Source organism: Sphingomonas sp. MJ1 (PH-R8), assembly GCF_048058635.1.
Taxonomy (GTDB): domain Bacteria; phylum Pseudomonadota; class Alphaproteobacteria; order Sphingomonadales; family Sphingomonadaceae; genus Sphingomonas.
This window is the reverse complement of record NZ_JBBEFX010000001.1, coordinates 273,633-289,379: the sequence shown is the minus strand read 5'-3', so window position 1 is coordinate 289,379 and position 15,747 is coordinate 273,633. Positions and strand designations below refer to the sequence as shown.

The following is a 15,747-nucleotide window of genomic DNA, read 5'->3' as shown; positions in this document are numbered from 1 at the left end:
CGTCTTACGGCTTGGCGGGGGTCGCCGCCGGTGCCTGGGCAGGCGTGACCGATTGCTGCGCGGTAGCGGTTGCCGGCGGCCCCTTGCTGATCGCAGCGGCGAGGGCCGTCGCGTCCGTGCAGTCGTTGCCGCACAGCTTCCGGATCTTCGCCAGATTTTCCTGCGCCTTCACCATGGCGCCCTTCGCCACCAGCGCCTCACCCTGCCCGCGTAGCGCCCGCAGGTCGGTCGGCTCCAGTGCCAACGCCTCACGGTAGAGCCGGATCGACTGCCCGGGCAGCCCGCGGGCCCGCGCGATCTCCGCCAGCACGTTGAAGGCCTGTCGGTTGCGCGGGTCGACCGCCAGCGCGGTTTCGATCAGACCCGCTGCCCGGTCCAGCTGTCCGGCCGCGCGCGCGGCCTCCCCCTGTTGCAGCAACGCCATCGACCGCGGGTTGATCTGGTCGTCCGGACGCTGGCCGCTCAGCGACGTGGAGATGCTGACGAGCGCCAGTGCAGCTGCCGCCGTCAGAGTGGTGAGGCGCATGATCTTCTCCGTTAGCGTCACGAGTGCACGGCTATCATGCGCGCACCAGCCTCGCGACAAAAAAGCCGTCTGTGCCATCGTGCGCGGGCGTCAGGCGGCGCCCGTCGCCATGCCGTCGGCCGACGGCGGCTTCGATCGGCGCAGCCGTCCAGCCAGGGTGCCGGCTCAGGAAGGCTGCGATCTGGTCCCGTCCCTCTGGGTCCAGCAGAGAACACACGACATAAGTAAGGGCTCCGCCAGGGCGTACCAACTCCGCGGCGACGTCGAGCAGCCGAGACTGCACCTCCGCGAAGCGGGCAAGCCGCTCAGGCGTCAGCCGCCATCGCGCCTCGGGATTTCGTCGCCAGGTCCCGGTGGCCGAGCAAGGCGCGTCGACCAGCACGATATCGGCGCTTCCGTGAAGGTCTGCCAGTCCTTCGGCTTCGCGCTTGGGGTCGAGCAGCCGGGTTTCCGCGATGGTGACACCCGCTCGTGCGGCGCGTTCGGGAAGTCGGGAAAGCCGCGCGCGATCGGTATCGCTCGCCACGATCCGTCCGCGGTTCTCCATTGTGGCCGCCAGGGAGAGGGTCTTGCCGCCCCCTCCTGCGCAAAGATCCACGACGCACGTGCCGGGCTCCGCACCTGCGAGGCTGCCGACGATCTGGCTGCCCGCATCCTGCACTTCGATGCGGCCTTCCCGCCATGCGGGCAACGGCTCGACCGGGGCGTCTGTCCCCAGCCTGAGCGCGTCCGGTGCAAACGGCAGCGGCTCCCCGCCGATCTCCGCCTGTACCGAGGCGCGATCCGCCTTCAGGCGGTTGACCCGCACGTCGACGGGCGCCCGCTCCAGGAGCGCAGCGACTTCGTTCGTGTCGAGCCCGGAAGCCGCGAACGCCTCGATCAGCCACGCAGGCGCGAGCGCCGCCTCCGCCTCGGGTTCATCCGCCTGGATCGGAGCCGGTCCGTAGCCGGAACCGTCGAAGCACTCGGCCAATTCTGGACGGCCACGCGCCAGCGCGACCATCGCCGCACGGCCGCTCGCCGGCCGCTCCCCGAAGCTGCGGATCGCTTCGTAGACAAGCCCGCGGACCGCCCGCCGGTCCTTGGATCCGGCGTAGCGCCGGGCCGCAAAGAAGCGCTGGGCGACCGTGTCGGCGGCCGCACCCCCGCTGCGAGCCGCCTCTATCACGGCATCCAGCAAGTCGATTGCGGCCTGCGCCCGCGCAGCCGGTGTCACGGCAGCACCCTCGTCGTGCAGTCAGCGGGTCGGATAGTTGGGCGCTTCACGCGTGATCGTCACATCATGCACATGGCTCTCGCGAAGCCCCGCGCCGGTGATACGAACGAAGCGCGCGCGCTGCTGAAGCTCCGGGATCGTGTGCGAACCCGTGTAGCCCATCGCCGCCTTCACGCCGCCGACCAACTGGTGGATCACGTCGCGCGCCGGGCCCTTGTAGGGCACCTGCCCCTCGATGCCCTCCGGCACCAGCTTCAGCTGATCCTTGATGTCCTGCTGGAAATAGCGGTCGGCCGATCCCTTCGCCATCGCGCCGACGGAGCCCATGCCGCGGTACGACTTGTAGGCGCGGCCCTGGTACAGAAAGGTCTCGCCGGGCGCCTCTTCGGTGCCTGCGAGAAGCGATCCGATCATCACCGCGGATGCGCCGGCAGCCAGCGCCTTGGCCACGTCGCCCGACGTGCGGATGCCGCCGTCCGCGATCACGGGCACGCCTGACTTGCGGGCTTCCTTGGCCGATTCCATCACCGCGGTCAGCTGCGGCACACCGATGCCCGCGACCACGCGGGTGGTGCAGATGGAGCCGGGGCCGATCCCCACCTTGATGCCGTCGGCGCCCGCATCGATCAGCGCACGGGTCGCCTCGGCCGTGGCGACATTGCCTGCGATCACCTGGACGGAGTTCGACAGCTTCTTCACGCGTTCCACGGCGCGCGCGACCTCGCGGTTGTGGCCGTGCGCCGTATCGATGACGATGAGGTCGCACTCGGCATCCACCAGGGCGGCGGTACGCTCATAGCCCTTGTCGCCGACGGTGGTCGCGGCTGCCACGCACAGCCGGCCGGCGGCGTCCTTGGTGGCCGAAGGATAGGTGACCGCCTTCTCGATGTCCTTGACCGTGATGAGGCCGACGCAGCGGTACGCCTCGTCGACGACCAACAGCTTCTCGATGCGACGCTGGTGGAGCAGGCGGCGCGCTTCTTCCTGGCTGACGCCGGCTGGGACCGTCGCGAGATTGTCGCGCGTCATCAACTCGGAGATCGGCTGCGCCGGGTTCTCGGCGAACCGGACGTCGCGATGGGTGAGGATGCCAACCAGCTTGCCCGTCGGGTCCGTCACCGGGATGCCGCTGATCCGATGGCGCTCCATCAGGAGCCGCGCTTCCGCGAGCGGTGCGTCTGCCAAGATGGTGATCGGGTTGACCACCATGCCCGACTCGAAGCGCTTGACCGCGCGCACCGCGGCGACCTGTTGCTCAATGTCGAGGTTGCGATGGAGGACGCCGATGCCGCCGAGCTGGGCCATCACGATCGCCATGTCCGCCTCGGTCACGGTATCCATTGCCGAGGACAGAAAGGGGATGTTGAGCGCGAGGCTGCGGGTCACCTGCGTCCGCGTGTCCGCCTGGCTGGGCAGAACGTCGGATTCCGCCGGGTACAGGAGAACGTCGTCGAAGGTGAGACCGAGAGGGATGTCCATGGGGGCGCCAGATCCTGCGGGAGTCGAAGGTTGGCGGCCCATGTAACCAAGGTCATGCCGCCGCGCTAGGGGGCGATTGGCGCCAGCGCATCGACGTGCGCCTGGAGATAGGCACTGACTTCGCCGACCAGCGAGCCGCCGAAGCGCGGGTTGATCTCCAGGATCTGCGGGCGCCCGTCCTCCAGCTTGTAGTTGAAGCAGCAGGTACCCTCGTACTCCATCGCGTCCAGGACGGCACAGCAGAGCGATAGCGCGTCACCGGGATCGGCAGGCACGACCGCCTTGGCTCCCTGAGCCCCGCCTCGCACGGCCAGAGGCGTTCCCATGTCGTATCGGTAGCAAAGCTGGAAACGGACATGCCCGTCGATGCGCAGCAGGTGCAGGACATATTCGTCGGCGCCCGACACCGCCCGTTGATGGAACGAGTCTTCCGGGATGGCGCCGATCGCCGCCGCCTCCGCGGCATCGCGCACCATCACGCAACCTGCCCCGAAGTTTCCGTGGCGGGACTTGCGGATATAGGGGAAGCAGTCCGGCTCGGCGTCCAGCAGCGCCGGGACGTTCTCTCCGAAGCCGTGCTCGATCAGCCACTCGTTGCATGCGAGCTTGTCGTCGCACAGTGCCACGAGCTCCGGACTCGGCAGCACCGCGCGGCGGACGCCGTCGAAGTTCGCTGGGCGTGCCTGCGCAATCTGCGCGACGCTAAGCGGCACCACCAGATCGAAGCCTGCGAAGTCCGCAGAAGCGAGGTACGCGAAGCTCGGCTCGAACCGCGCACGGTCGATGAACTGGGCGATTGCCGGCGCTTGCGTGGAATGCTCGCCGAACAGCACGCGGCGGATCATGGGTGCGCCGCCAGGCGGCGGGCGAGATGGGCTGTCCTCATGGCGCTGTCATGCTAGCAAAGCCGCTCAATTCCAACCCGGGGCCAATGTCGCTGCCCCGGACTTGTCCTGTCCTTGAGGAGCCCGCATGACCCTGACCCGCCGCGAACTTCTGGCTGCCGGGGCGGCCGCCGCTGCGACCCAGGCTCTGCCGGCGACCGCTTTCGCCGCCACGGGAGCCGACGCCGCGGCGGAAGCGCTGTTGTCGCAGATCGCGGAATCCCTGCTGGCGGATATGCCCGAAACGGCATCGGGACTGGGGATCGACACGGGCAAGCGGGCAGCGCTCAAGTCCAGGCTCGGCGACCGCTCCCCTGCGGGTCAGGCGAAGCTGCGCCAGCACCTCACGGATCATGTGCGTCGCCTGAAGGCAATCGACCCGGCGCAGCTCTCGACGGCCACGCGTACCGATGTGGACGTCGTTCGCACGGCGTTCGAGACTGCGCTTGAAGGCTTCGCCCAACCCTATGGCGACGTCGCGGTCGGGGGCTGGCGCAACACGCCCTACGTGGTCGTGCAGAACGTCGGGGCATATCTGGACACCCCACGCTTCCTGGACAGCGATCACAAGATCGAGACCCGGGCGGATGCAGAGGCATTCGTCGCGCGGGTCAACGCCTATGCCGATCAGCTCGACGGCGAGACCGAGCGCCTGCGCGCTGCGACGGCGCTGGGCGTGATCCCGCCCGACTTCCTGCTCGACAAGACCCTGGCACAGATCGGCAAGAGCCATGCCGGGACGGTGACCGAATGGGATATCTACAAAAGCTATGCCAGCCGCACCGCCAAGATCCCAGGTGCGGACGCGAAGGCTGTTGCGCAGCTATTGGAGCAGAAGGTCCGACCCGCGCTGCTTCGCCAGGAGGCGGCGCTAAAGGATCAGCGGACAACGGCGACCAGTGACGCCGGCGCCTGGAAGCTTTCGAACGGCGATGCCTACTACGCCTGGGCGCTCCGGGCCTCGACGACGACCAACATGACGCCCGATGAGGTCCACACCATGGGCCGCGAGGAACTCGCGCGGCTTCAGGCGGAGATGGATACGATCCTGAAGCCGCTCGGCTACACCAAGGGCACCGTCGGCGAGCGGATGACGGCGCTTGGCAAGGACCCGCGCTTCCTGTTCCCGAACGACGACAAGGGTCGCGAGCAGATCATCGCGCTGCTGACCGACCGCATCCAGGACATGCGCGCCCGCATGCCGCGCGCCTTCCACACGCTGGTTCCCGGTCGCGCCGAGGTGCGCCGTATTCCCCTGGTGGAGGAAGCGGGCGCGCCCGGTGCCTATGGCGGACCGGGCTCGATCGACGGCAGCGTTCCGGGCAAGCTGTGGATCAACCTGCGCACCACGGAGATTTGGCCCCGCTACGCGCTTCCCACCCTTTCCTATCATGAAGCGATCCCCGGGCACGTCTGGCAGGGCGAATATACGTTCCGCCTGCCGCTCATTCGGTCGCTGCTCGGGTTCAACGCCTTCTCCGAAGGCTGGGCGCTCTACGGCGAGCAGCTTGGCGACGAGCTGGGTGTCTACGAGAAGGATCCCGTGGGGCGGCTCGGCTATCTTCAGTCGATCGCCTTCCGCGCCTGTCGTCTGGTGGTCGACAGCGGCCTCCACGCGAAGCGGTGGACGCGCGAGCAGGCGATCCAGTGGTTCGCCACCACCAACGGCTCGACCGTGGAGGAGGTAAGCGGCGAAGTGGACCGCTATTGCTCCTGGCCCGGCCAGGCCTGCGGCTACAAGGTCGGGCATTCGGAAATCAACCGGCTTCGGCGCGAGGCGCAGCAGGCGCTTGGCGACCGCTTCGACTTCCGCGGGTTCAACGACGCGGTGATCACCGGCGGCGGCGTGCCCATGACCGTGCTGGAGCGAAACATCGACGGCTTCATCGCCAAGGCGCGGGGGTGACCCCGCGCACGCGCCGGCGTCACGATGCCGTCGAGGTTGAGCCTCCCACCTCTTTGGGATACCGCCGGGGCATGGCAGCGAAACCAGGGGACCAGCGATGACGGCGACGATCGCGCTCGTCGATGACGATCGCAACATCCTGACCTCGGTCTCGATCGCCCTTCAAGCGGACGGATTCTCGACGCGCGTCTATTCGGACGGCGAGGCGGCGCTGAAGGCGTTGATCGACAACCCGCCGGACCTTGCCGTGCTGGACATCAAGATGCCCAAGATGGACGGGCTCGAGCTGCTGCGGCGCCTGCGCGAGAAGAGCCAGATCCCGGTGATCTTCCTGACCTCCAAGGACGACGAGCTCGACGAGGCCCTCGGCCTGGCGATGGGAGCCGACGATTACATCGCCAAGCCCTTTTCCCAGCGGCTGTTGATTGCCCGCATCCGCGCGATCCTCCGCCGTGCCGAAGCGCCCGCGCTCGCTCTCGGCGCGGGCGAGGAGCCCCCGCAGCCGGTTCTCGTCCGCGGGCGTCTGTCGATGGATCCGGCGCGCCACCGGGTTACCTGGAACGGCGGCCCGGTGACGCTCACGGTCACCGAGTTCCTGATCCTCGAGACGCTGGCACAGCGTCCCGGTATCGTGAAGACGCGCAACCAGCTGATGGACGCGGCCTACCAAGACGATATCTATGTCGACGACCGGACGATCGACAGCCACATCAAGCGCATTCGGCGCAAGTTCCGGCAGGTAGACTCCGAGTTCGACGCCATCGAGACGCTCTATGGCGCCGGCTACCGCTTCTCGGAGGAATAGGGAGCAGGCGCTGGGCCCCCGCCGCTCGGGGCGGGTTTCGCTCACGCCGCGCATCCTGTTCGTCAACATCTTCGCCCTGGCGCTTGTCGCCGGCGGCTTCTTCTATCTGGACAGCTTTCGCGCGCGCATCCTCGATGAGCGGGTGAGCCAGGCCGAGCGGGAGATTGCGCTCACCGGCGAGGCGCTGCGCGCGGTGGACCCGGAAGCACGTACCCGGCTCCTGCTGCGAATGGCCCGCGCCCAGGGTGCGCGACTGCGCGTGTACGACGCCGGTGGCGTCGAGCGCTTCGACAGTCGCGCGGCGGGCGTGGAGAATTTCCGACTGCGGGATCCCGACAAGGAGCCGTGGCAGCAAGATGTCGCGCGGCTGCTCGACGCGATGATCGACACCGTGGCCGGCACCCGCCGTGCGCCGCTGTACCGCGAGCGGGGCAAGGCGGACGGGCTGAAATGGCCGGAGGTAGTCAGCGCAGCCGCCACGGGGAGAGGCGTCGCAACCGTCTGGCGCGCACCGGATCGCTCGCCGGTGATCACGGCAGCCGCCCCCCTCGCGGCCGGTGCCACGCTGCATTCGACGGTGGATGCCCGCGACATCGTCCAGACCGTTCGCGCCGAACGCCTGCGGTTGAGCGTCGTCCTGCTGGTAGTGGCGCTCGTCTCCATACTGCTGTCGCTGTTTCTCGCGCGGACGATCGTGCAGCCGCTCCGGTTGCTCGCGCGTGCGGCGGTGCGCGTCCGCCTGGGCCGGGCGCGCGAGGTCGTCGTGCCCCGCCTACCCTACCGACGGGACGAGATCGGGATGCTGGCCCGCGCGATTTCCGACATGAGCGGCGCCCTGCGCGCCCGGATCGACGCGACGGAAGCCTTCGCCGCGGATGTGACGCACGAACTCAAGAACCCCCTCGCCTCGCTGCGCTCTGCGATGGACAGTCTCGACCACGTCAAGGACCCTGCCTTGCAGGAACGGCTGATGGCGATCATGCGGGACGATGTGCACCGCTTAGACCGGCTGATCAGCGACATCTCGGATGCTTCGCGCTTGGACGCGCAGTTGAGCCGCGCCAAGTTCGAGCCGATCGACGTGGCGGCGCTGCTGGAGGCGCTGGTTCGCCTGCGCGCCGAACGCGAGCCGGTCAGAGGCGTGCGCGTCCGCTTCGATCGGCTCAGCGAAGGGCCTTTGCTCGTCTCCGGCGAAGGCTCGCGGCTGGAGCGGGTGTTCGAGAACCTGCTGGACAACGCCGTCTCCTTTTCGCCCGACGATGGACTCGTCACCGTGTCGGCGGTCGCCGAGGACAGCTCGATCGTGGTTCGCGTGGAAGACGAGGGTCCCGGCGTGCCCGAGGAAGCGCGGGACGCGATCTTCCGCCGCTTTCACTCGGTCCGTCCGGCCAGCGAGGCTTTCGGCACCCACTCGGGCCTGGGCCTTGCCATCGCGCGCACCATTGTCGAAGGGCATGGAGGCATGATCGCCGTCGAATCCCGAGAAGACCGCCTGAGTGGTGCCCGCTTCGTTGTCCGCCTGCCGCAGGTGGCGGCGTGATGACGGCTGCCGAGACACTCCACGCCTGCTGTGTCGCCATCGACGGCCGTGGCGTGCTGATCGAAGGAGAGTCGGGCGCTGGCAAGTCCGACCTGACGCTCCGGCTGGTGGATCGCGGCGCCGAGCTGGTCAGCGACGACTATACGGTGCTTGAGGTGCAGGAATCCCGCCTGGTGGGTCGCGCACCGGAACGAATTGCGGGGCGGATCGAAGTGCGCGGGATCGGCATTGTCTCTTTGCCCTTCCGGAACGAGGTACCCGTCGCCATGATGGTCCGCATCGAGCCCACTCCAGAGCGGCTGCCGGAACGCCCGGAGCAGCGCTGCATCGCCGGTATCAAAATCCCGCTCGTAGAGCTTCCTGCCCTCGAGCCCTCTGCACCGATCAAAGTGGAACTCGCCCTTCGCATGCTCGCGGGCGCTGCATGAGCGCGCGGAACGAGCCCCAGCGCATTCTTCTCGTCACCGGCCTGTCCGGCGCGGGCAAGTCGACCGTGCTCAAGACGCTTGAGGATCTCGGCTGGGAAGTGGTCGACAACCTGCCGCTGCTGCTGCTCGATCGCCTTCTTGCGACCGAGCAGCCGGTCACCCACCGCGAAGGTGGTCAGCCGCTGGCCATCGGCATCGGTTCGCGCACCCGCGGCTTCGACGCGGAGAGCATCGTCCGCCGCATCAAGCTCCTGAACGAGGAAGGCGGCCGCGACATCGGCACGCTGTTCCTCGACTGTGCCAGCACCGAACTGGAGCGGCGTTACGCGGAGACTCGGCGGCGGCACCCGCTCGCGCTCGATCGCCCAGCGAGCGACGGCATCGCGCGGGAGCGGGAGCTCCTGGCGCCACTGCGCCGCTGGGCGAGCCAGCTCGTCGACACCACCGACATGTCCGCGGCCGACCTGGCGCAGCAGGTCCGCGTCACCTATTCGATCCCGGGCCACGGCGAGCCGACGCTGTCGGTGCTTTCGTTCGGGTTCGCACGGGGACTGCCACGCAACGCCGATATCGTCTTGGACATGCGCTTCCTGCAAAATCCCCATTGGGTGCCGGAGTTGCGCCCCGGAACGGGACAGGACGCCGACGTTGCCGCCTATGTGGCGGAGGATCCGGCCTATCCAGCGGCGATGCAGGCGATCGAGACGTTGCTGGGCACCCTCCTCCCGCGCTACCGGGCCGAAGGAAAGGCCTATGTTACGGTCGCGTTCGGGTGTACCGGGGGGCGACACCGTTCGGTCCACGTCGCAGAACGGATGGCGTCATGGTTGCGCGACGCAGGATTTTCGCCCACGGTGACCCACCGCGATCTGGGAACAATTCCCCAGAACTCGCTGGAGGATGCACCGCAGGCTCCATGAATCGCTCGGGGGCTCGAGAGAAATGATCGGCTTGGTACTCGTGACGCACGGGCGGCTCGCAGAAGAGTTCGTCGTCGCGATGGAGCATGTCGTCGGCCGGCAGGAACGGATCGCAACCGTCTGCATCGGCCCGGAAGACGACATGGAAGAACGCCGCGCGGACATCGCGCACGGCATCGAGGAAGTGAACGACGGCAACGGCGTCATCGTGCTGACCGACCTGTTCGGTGGCACCCCGTCGAACCTCGCCATTTCGCTGATGGAGACGGGACGGATCGAGGTGATCGCCGGCATCAACCTGCCGATGCTGATTCGCCTCGGCGGTGCGCGCAAGACGATGAAGGTCGTCGAGGCCGTGGCGGCCGCGCGCGACGCCGGGCGCAAGTATATCTCCGTCGCCTCGGAAGTGCTTGGGGAAGCTGCTGCATGAGCGAGGTCCGCCGTGAAGTCCGCATCGCCAACCGGCGCGGCTTGCATGCCCGTGCCAGCGCGAAGTTCGTGACCCTGGCCTCGAGCCAGCCGATCCCGCTCACGGTGGAAAAGGACGGCTCGCAGGTTACCGCCACCTCGATCATGGGCCTGATGATGCTAGGTGCGGCCATGGGCGACACGATCGTGATCAGTGCCACTGGACCGGAAGCCGATCGCGTGGTCGGCGAGATGGTTGCCCTCGTCGAGGATCGTTTCGGCGAGGATTGATCCTCGCTCCTGCTGCCATGCCCAGAGAAATCACCGCCTTTTCGAACCCGCTGGTGAAACGGGTCCGTACCCTTCGCGACAAGAAGCACCGCCGCGACGAGGGGCTCTTCCTGGCCGAGGGGCTCCGCATCCTGACGGAGGCGCGGGAGGCCGGCCACCTGCCCCGCTACCTGTTCTACACGCGCGCGAGTGCCGACCATGCGCTGGTTCGGCCATTGGTCGCCGCCTGTGAAGCTGCGGGCGGCGAGGCGATCGAAACGAATGCCGACATCCTTTCCAAGCTTTCGGGCAAGGACAACCCGGGTGCGGTGCTCGGCGTCTATGACGAATTGCCGACTGCGCTCGATCGACTGGATCGCAACACCGCCCCCCTGTGGCTCGTGGCCGAGCGGCTCCGGGATCCGGGCAACCTGGGTACGATCCTGCGAACGGCGGATGCCACCGGCGCAGGCGGCGTGATCCTGCTCGACGACTGCGTCGATCCCTTCTCGGTCGAAGCCGTGCGGGCGAGCATGGGCGCGATCTTCACCGTGCCGTTCGCGCGGGCGCGATGGGACGAGTTCCGCGACTGGTTGCGCTCGGGTCCGGGTCAACTGGTCGGGCTCAGTCTCGACACGCAGCATGACTACCGCACCCCGGCCTATCAGGCGCCGACATTCCTGCTGACGGGCAACGAGGCCCAAGGAATGCCCGACTTCATGGCGGCGGAATGCGACCTGCTGGTCAAGATCCCGATGCGGGGCAAGGCCGACAGCCTCAACGCGGCCGTCGCAACCGCCGTGATGGCCTACACCGTGCTGGATCGCCTGGAGCAGCCGCCGACCCGCTGATCGCCTGCCGACCTGCCGCCGGCGACACCGGCAGCACGTCGGAAACACGTCACTCGGCCGGTTGGGGTTCCGCTGCCGGCAACACCGCGGCCAGCTTGGTCAGCGGCCGGGTCGTCTGCTCCACGACCGGGAGCGGATCGAGCGACTTGCCCGCGGTATCGATGTTGAGCGTCTCGAAGCGCTTAGCGGAGGTCAGCACCTGCGACTCCAGGCTGCCGACGAAGGCATTGTAGGCGCTGGTCGCGGTCTCCAGGTTCTTGCCGAGCTTCGCGACATGGGCCCCCATGGTGCAGAGGCGGGTATGGAGCTCCTTGCCCAGTTCCGCGATCTGGCGGGCTTCGCCAGCAAGCTTCTCCTGCCGCCACACTGCCGCCACGGTCCGGGCAATTGCGATCAGGTTGGTCGGGGTGGCGATCAGCACCCGACGGTCGAAGGCGAAGTCCCATAGATCCGGCGCATGCTCCAGGGCCGCCGAGAGGAAGTGCTCGCCCGGCACGAACATGATGACATAGTCGGGCGTGTCGTCGAACTGCGCCTGGTACGACTTCGCCCCCAGCTGCGTGATGTGCGTCTTCATCGACACCACGTGCGCCTGCATGTGGGTCGCGCGTTCGCGTTCGTCCAGCGCGCCATGTGCGTCCTGATAGGCGTTCAGCGACACCTTGGCATCGATCACCAGGCTCTTGCCGCCAGGGACGCGGACGATGGCGTCGGGACGAAGCCGCCCGCCCTCGCTCTCGACGCTCACCTCCATCGCGAAGTCGGTGTGTTCGGCCAGCCCGCAGGTCTCCAGGACGTTGCGGAGCTGCTGCTCGCCCCAGCGCCCGCGCGCCTTGGGCGCGGAGCGCAGCGCGTTGACGAGCTTCGCTGCCTCGCTCTTCACCGACTCCTGCCCGATGCGCATCGCCTCCATCAGCCCCGCAAGGTTGCCGTAGGCCTCCTTGCGCTCGCCCTCGACCTTGCTGACGTTCTGCTCATAGCGCTGGAGCGTCTGCTCGACGGGTGCGAGCAGCGCCTTCAGCTTCATCTCGTTGGTCTCGCCGGCCTGCTGGAACCGCTCGCTGGCCCGCTCCAGGAAGGTCCGCTGCGCCCCGTCGAGCATCACCTGGGCAGTCTCACGGAACTGCGCCGACATCGCCTCGCGCGCGTCCTTGAACTCCTGGAGGCGCTCGTCGAACGCTTCGGCGGTGGCCTTCAACCGGGCATGCTCGACCCGCTCCGTCTGGAGGTCGCGACGGAGCCCCTCGACCTCCTGGCGCAGGGTGCCCGCCTCTTTCGCGCGTTCGCTTGCGAGCGCGAGATCCGCGATCGCCGCCTTGAAGTCGGCCTCTCGCCGGTCCCTCTCGCCCCGCGCCTCGGCGATGCCACGCTGCCCGAGGAACCAGCCAAGCGCGAGCCCCACGACCATCGCCAGCACGATCACCAGCAGAACCACAGCGTCCATCAACTTAAACCCCTCACGCGAACGAACCCGGAACTTACGCGTCCGCCCAAGAGGTCACAAGCAGAACATCGGCAACGTGCCGGGCGCTCCGCACCAGAGCCTGTCCAACCACCCTTCCCGCCGGCACCCCGCTCGCCTAAGCCGCACCGATGCCGACCGACATTGAAATCTCGCGCGCCGCAACCCTGCTCCCGATCACCGAAGTAGCGGCGAAGCTCGACATCCCGCCTCAGGCGGTGGAGCCCTATGGCCACCACAAGGCGAAGATCGCAGTCGAAGCGCTGCGGAAGCGGGATACGGCCGGCAAGCTTATCCTAGTCACGGCGATCAATCCCACGCCCGCCGGCGAAGGCAAGACCACGACCTCGGTCGGACTTGCCGACGCCCTTTCGCGAAGCGGCCGCCGCACCGCGCTGTGCCTGCGCGAGCCATCGCTTGGTCCCTGCTTCGGCACCAAGGGCGGGGCAGCCGGCGGCGGCTATGCGCAGGTCGTACCGATGGAGGACATCAACCTCCATTTCACCGGCGATTTCCATGCGATCACCAGTGCCCACAACCTGCTCGCCGCCATGATCGACAACCACATCTACTGGGGCAACGTGCTCGGGCTGGACGTGCGCCGCATCACCTGGCGCCGGGTCGTCGACATGAACGACCGCGCGTTGCGCGACATCGTCCACTCCCTTGGTGGCGCCACCAACGGGTACCCGCGAGAATCCGGGTTCGACATCACCGTCGCTTCCGAGGTGATGGCGATCCTGTGCCTGGCGAGCGACCTCGCCGACCTGGAGGCCCGCCTGGGCCGCATCATCGTCGGCTACACCGCCGACCGCCGCGCCGTCACCGCGCGCGACCTGAATGCCGCGGGCGCGATGGCGGCGTTGCTCGCGCAGGCCGTGAAGCCCAACCTCGTCCAGACGCTGGAGGGCACTCCCGCCTTTGTCCATGGCGGCCCCTTCGCCAACATCGCGCATGGCTGCAACTCGGTGATCGCCACGCGCACCGCGCTCGGCCTCGCCGACTATGTCGTGACGGAAGCGGGGTTCGGGGCTGATCTGGGCGCGGAGAAGTTCTTCGACATCAAGTGCCGGATGGCCGAACTCGCACCGGATGCGGCGGTGATCGTGGCCACTGTGCGGGCGCTCAAGATGAACGGCGGGATCGCCAAGGCGGATCTCGCAACGCCCGACGTTGCCGCCGTGCAGCGGGGTGGCGCGAACCTGATGCGCCACCTGGAGAACGTCCGCCAGTTCGGCGTACCGGCGATGGTGGCGATCAACCGCTTTGCTTCGGACACGGAAGAGGAGATCGCGGCCGTGCGCGCGATCGCCGCGGAACAGGGTTGCGAGGCGGTGGTCTGCACCCACTTTTCCGATGGCGGAGCGGGCGTTGGCGAACTGGCGGAGGCGGTCGCGGCGCTGGCCGATTCAGGCTCGGCGCGGTTCATGCCGCTCTATGACGATCGCCTGAGCCTGTTCGACAAGATCAACACGGTCGCGAAGCGGATCTACCGTGCCGAGGAGGCGGTGGCAGACGCGAGCGTCCTCGCGCAGCTTCGTCGCTGGGAGGCTGGCGGCTTCGGCGACCTGCCGGTCTGCATGGCGAAAACTCAGTACAGCTTCTCGACCGATCCGACCCGGCTTGGCGCTCCATCGGGACATGTGGTGCACGTGCGCGAAGTGCGCCTCGCCGCAGGTGCCGGCTTCGTGGTGGCGATCTGCGGGGAGATCATGACCATGCCTGGCCTACCGCGGGTACCCGCAGCAGAGGGCATCCGCGTCAACGCGGCCGGGCAGATCGACGGACTCTCGTGAGGGGACCGGGCGGCGGGACGATGCCCCGCCGTCGCGATCAAGCCGCCTTGCGCGCCTTGTTCAGCCGCTTGATGACCATCTCCCGCTTCAACCGCGAGAGGTGGTCGATGAACAGCACGCCGTTCAGATGATCCATTTCGTGCTGGAGACAGGTCGCGAGCAGCCCCTCGAGCCATTCATCATGCTCCACCCCCTGCTCGTCCAGCCAGCGCACGCGGCAGCGCGCCGGCCGCTCGACATCCGCAAACTGGTCCGGGATCGACAGGCAGCCTTCCTTGTACAGGGAGCATTCGTCGGAGGTTTCGAGGATCTCGGGATTGACGAAGGCGCGCGGCTCCTTAACCGGCTTGCCCTCTTCATCCTCCTGCTCCTGCAGATCGATCACCAATACCCGCTTGGGAACCGCAACCTGAATCGCCGCAAGGCCGATGCCGGGCGCATCGTACATCGTGTCGAACATGTCGGCGATGAGCGTGCGAACCTCGTCGTCGACCGTATCCACGGGGGTGGAAATCAGCCGCAGGCGCGGATCGGGAATCTCGATGATGGGCAGGATGGCCATGGGCGCTAGCTAGGTAAGCCCCCCCGGCACGTCAAGCGATGCACTCACACCACGGGTCGTCGCGCTCGCAGCGCCTGTGCCAAGGTACCCTCGTCCAGATAATCGAGCTCGCCGCCCACCGGCAAGCCATGCGCCAGCTGCGTGATCCGCACCGGATAGGCCTCGATCCGCTCTGCCAGATAGTGCGCAGTCGTCTGTCCCTCCAGCGTCGCGTTCATCGCGAGCACCACCTCGTCGACGCCGCCATCGGCCACGCGCGCGACGAGCCGTTCGATCGCAAGGTCTTCCGGGCGAACGCCCTCGAGCGCGGACAGCCGCCCACCCAGAACGTGGAAGCGGCCCGGGAACAGGCGGGAGCGCTCCAAAGCCCACAGATCCGCCACTTCCTCCACGACGCACAGCGCACGCGCGTCCCGCCGCGGATCGGCACAGACGGCGCAAGGGTCGCTGGTATCGACATTGCCGCAGACCGAGCAGGTGGACAGCCGCTCGCTCACCCGCTCCAAGGCGCCGAGCAGCGGAACCAGCGCCGTTTCGCGCTTCTTGATGAGGTGCAATACGGCCCGACGCGCGGAGCGTGGGCCAAGGCCCGGCAAGCGGGACAGCGCCTGCGTCAGCGCCTCGATCTCTGGGGAAGCCATCGCTACGACAGATAGGGGGTTGCGTGCCGGGCCGCTAGCGTGTCGAGAGCGCG

General features: G+C 67.8%; 16 protein-coding genes. 9 read left to right on the top strand and 7 right to left on the bottom strand.

What is annotated here, in order from left to right; genetic code table 11:
• Positions 1–4: 4 nt before the first annotated feature.
• The 4 genes from VPH46_RS01350 to VPH46_RS01335 form a co-directional block, all read right to left on the bottom strand.
• Positions 5–526, bottom strand: coding sequence for a tetratricopeptide repeat protein (locus VPH46_RS01350; protein WP_125959620.1), 522 nt, complete (start codon positions 524–526; stop codon positions 5–7).
• Positions 527–560: 34 nt separating this feature from the next.
• On the bottom strand, positions 561–1,742 hold the full coding sequence (locus tag VPH46_RS01345; protein WP_416608217.1) for an RsmB/NOP family class I SAM-dependent RNA methyltransferase: 1,182 nt from the start codon (positions 1,740–1,742) through the stop codon (positions 561–563).
• A 21-nt stretch (positions 1,743–1,763) separates the two neighbouring features.
• On the bottom strand, positions 1,764–3,221 hold the full coding sequence (guaB, locus tag VPH46_RS01340) for an IMP dehydrogenase (protein WP_416608215.1): 1,458 nt from the start codon (positions 3,219–3,221) through the stop codon (positions 1,764–1,766).
• Between the two features lie 65 nt (positions 3,222–3,286).
• Positions 3,287–4,066: an ATP-grasp domain-containing protein gene (locus tag VPH46_RS01335; protein WP_416608213.1), complete on the bottom strand. Its 780-nt coding sequence runs from the start codon at positions 4,064–4,066 to the stop codon at positions 3,287–3,289.
• A gap of 127 nt (positions 4,067–4,193) precedes the next feature.
• Between VPH46_RS01335 and VPH46_RS01330 the strand changes: the two genes are divergently transcribed.
• From VPH46_RS01330 to VPH46_RS01295, 8 genes are all read left to right on the top strand, one after another.
• Positions 4,194–6,011: a DUF885 domain-containing protein gene (locus VPH46_RS01330; protein ID WP_416608211.1), complete on the top strand. Its 1,818-nt coding sequence runs from the start codon at positions 4,194–4,196 to the stop codon at positions 6,009–6,011.
• A gap of 97 nt (positions 6,012–6,108) precedes the next feature.
• On the top strand, positions 6,109–6,816 hold the full coding sequence (locus VPH46_RS01325) for a response regulator (RefSeq protein ID WP_416608209.1): 708 nt from the start codon (positions 6,109–6,111) through the stop codon (positions 6,814–6,816).
• On the top strand, positions 6,785–8,356 hold the full coding sequence (locus tag VPH46_RS01320) for a stimulus-sensing domain-containing protein (protein ID WP_416608207.1): 1,572 nt from the start codon (positions 6,785–6,787) through the stop codon (positions 8,354–8,356). Before VPH46_RS01325 ends, VPH46_RS01320 begins: the two co-directional genes overlap by 32 nt.
• Complete coding sequence (locus tag VPH46_RS01315; RefSeq protein ID WP_416608205.1) at positions 8,356–8,784, top strand: HPr kinase/phosphorylase; 429 nt, start codon at positions 8,356–8,358, stop codon at positions 8,782–8,784. Before VPH46_RS01320 ends, VPH46_RS01315 begins: the two co-directional genes overlap by 1 nt.
• On the top strand, positions 8,781–9,704 hold the full coding sequence (gene rapZ, locus VPH46_RS01310; RefSeq protein ID WP_125959612.1) for an RNase adapter RapZ: 924 nt from the start codon (positions 8,781–8,783) through the stop codon (positions 9,702–9,704). The genes VPH46_RS01315 and rapZ overlap by 4 nt, the downstream gene beginning before the upstream one ends.
• Before the next feature lie 22 nt (positions 9,705–9,726).
• Positions 9,727–10,134 (top strand): PTS sugar transporter subunit IIA, encoded by a 408-nt coding sequence (locus tag VPH46_RS01305; protein ID WP_125959611.1) that lies wholly within the window; start codon positions 9,727–9,729, stop codon positions 10,132–10,134.
• Complete coding sequence (locus VPH46_RS01300; RefSeq protein ID WP_125959610.1) at positions 10,131–10,403, top strand: HPr family phosphocarrier protein; 273 nt, start codon at positions 10,131–10,133, stop codon at positions 10,401–10,403. The genes VPH46_RS01305 and VPH46_RS01300 overlap by 4 nt, the downstream gene beginning before the upstream one ends.
• A gap of 17 nt (positions 10,404–10,420) precedes the next feature.
• Entirely contained in the window at positions 10,421–11,233 is an 813-nt protein-coding gene (locus VPH46_RS01295; RefSeq protein WP_416608202.1) for a TrmH family RNA methyltransferase, read from the top strand.
• 49 nt (positions 11,234–11,282) lie between these two features.
• On the opposite strand, the gene rmuC is transcribed toward VPH46_RS01295, so the two are convergent.
• Positions 11,283–12,677 carry a DNA recombination protein RmuC gene (gene rmuC, locus VPH46_RS01290; protein WP_416608200.1) on the bottom strand — a complete coding sequence of 465 codons (1,395 nt, stop codon included), beginning with the start codon at positions 12,675–12,677 and terminating at the stop codon, positions 11,283–11,285.
• Between the two features lie 149 nt (positions 12,678–12,826).
• Between rmuC and VPH46_RS01285 the strand changes: the two genes are divergently transcribed.
• Complete coding sequence (locus VPH46_RS01285; protein ID WP_416608198.1) at positions 12,827–14,491, top strand: formate--tetrahydrofolate ligase; 1,665 nt, start codon at positions 12,827–12,829, stop codon at positions 14,489–14,491.
• Between the two features lie 37 nt (positions 14,492–14,528).
• Here the strand turns inward: VPH46_RS01285 and def are convergent, their stop codons facing one another.
• Both def and recR read right to left on the bottom strand, forming a co-directional pair.
• Positions 14,529–15,053, bottom strand: coding sequence for a peptide deformylase (def, locus tag VPH46_RS01280; protein ID WP_416608196.1), 525 nt, complete (start codon positions 15,051–15,053; stop codon positions 14,529–14,531).
• 44 nt (positions 15,054–15,097) lie between these two features.
• Positions 15,098–15,694, bottom strand: a complete 597-nt coding sequence (gene recR, locus VPH46_RS01275; RefSeq protein WP_416608194.1) for a recombination mediator RecR — start codon at positions 15,692–15,694, stop codon at positions 15,098–15,100.
• Between the last annotated feature and the right edge of the window lie 53 nt (positions 15,695–15,747).

What these genes read in the sequence shown, in the direction of transcription:
- VPH46_RS01350 (WP_125959620.1), bottom strand. Translation starts at nt 526, where the DNA reads ATGCGCCTCACCACTCTGACGGCGGCAGCTGCACTGGCGCTCGTCAGC.
- guaB (WP_416608215.1), bottom strand. Translation starts at nt 3,221, where the DNA reads ATGGACATCCCTCTCGGTCTCACCTTCGACGACGTTCTCCTGTACCCG.
- VPH46_RS01335 (WP_416608213.1), bottom strand. Translation starts at nt 4,066, where the DNA reads ATGATCCGCCGCGTGCTGTTCGGCGAGCATTCCACGCAAGCGCCGGCA.
- VPH46_RS01330 (WP_416608211.1), top strand. Translation starts at nt 4,194, where the DNA reads ATGACCCTGACCCGCCGCGAACTTCTGGCTGCCGGGGCGGCCGCCGCT.
- VPH46_RS01325 (WP_416608209.1), top strand. Translation starts at nt 6,109, where the DNA reads ATGACGGCGACGATCGCGCTCGTCGATGACGATCGCAACATCCTGACC.
- VPH46_RS01320 (WP_416608207.1), top strand. Translation starts at nt 6,785, where the DNA reads ATGGCGCCGGCTACCGCTTCTCGGAGGAATAGGGAGCAGGCGCTGGGC.
- VPH46_RS01315 (WP_416608205.1), top strand. Translation starts at nt 8,356, where the DNA reads ATGACGGCTGCCGAGACACTCCACGCCTGCTGTGTCGCCATCGACGGC.
- rapZ (WP_125959612.1), top strand. Translation starts at nt 8,781, where the DNA reads ATGAGCGCGCGGAACGAGCCCCAGCGCATTCTTCTCGTCACCGGCCTG.
- VPH46_RS01305 (WP_125959611.1), top strand. Translation starts at nt 9,727, where the DNA reads ATGATCGGCTTGGTACTCGTGACGCACGGGCGGCTCGCAGAAGAGTTC.
- VPH46_RS01300 (WP_125959610.1), top strand. Translation starts at nt 10,131, where the DNA reads ATGAGCGAGGTCCGCCGTGAAGTCCGCATCGCCAACCGGCGCGGCTTG.
- VPH46_RS01295 (WP_416608202.1), top strand. Translation starts at nt 10,421, where the DNA reads ATGCCCAGAGAAATCACCGCCTTTTCGAACCCGCTGGTGAAACGGGTC.
- rmuC (WP_416608200.1), bottom strand. Translation starts at nt 12,677, where the DNA reads ATGGACGCTGTGGTTCTGCTGGTGATCGTGCTGGCGATGGTCGTGGGG.
- VPH46_RS01285 (WP_416608198.1), top strand. Translation starts at nt 12,827, where the DNA reads ATGCCGACCGACATTGAAATCTCGCGCGCCGCAACCCTGCTCCCGATC.
- def (WP_416608196.1), bottom strand. Translation starts at nt 15,053, where the DNA reads ATGGCCATCCTGCCCATCATCGAGATTCCCGATCCGCGCCTGCGGCTG.
- recR (WP_416608194.1), bottom strand. Translation starts at nt 15,694, where the DNA reads ATGGCTTCCCCAGAGATCGAGGCGCTGACGCAGGCGCTGTCCCGCTTG.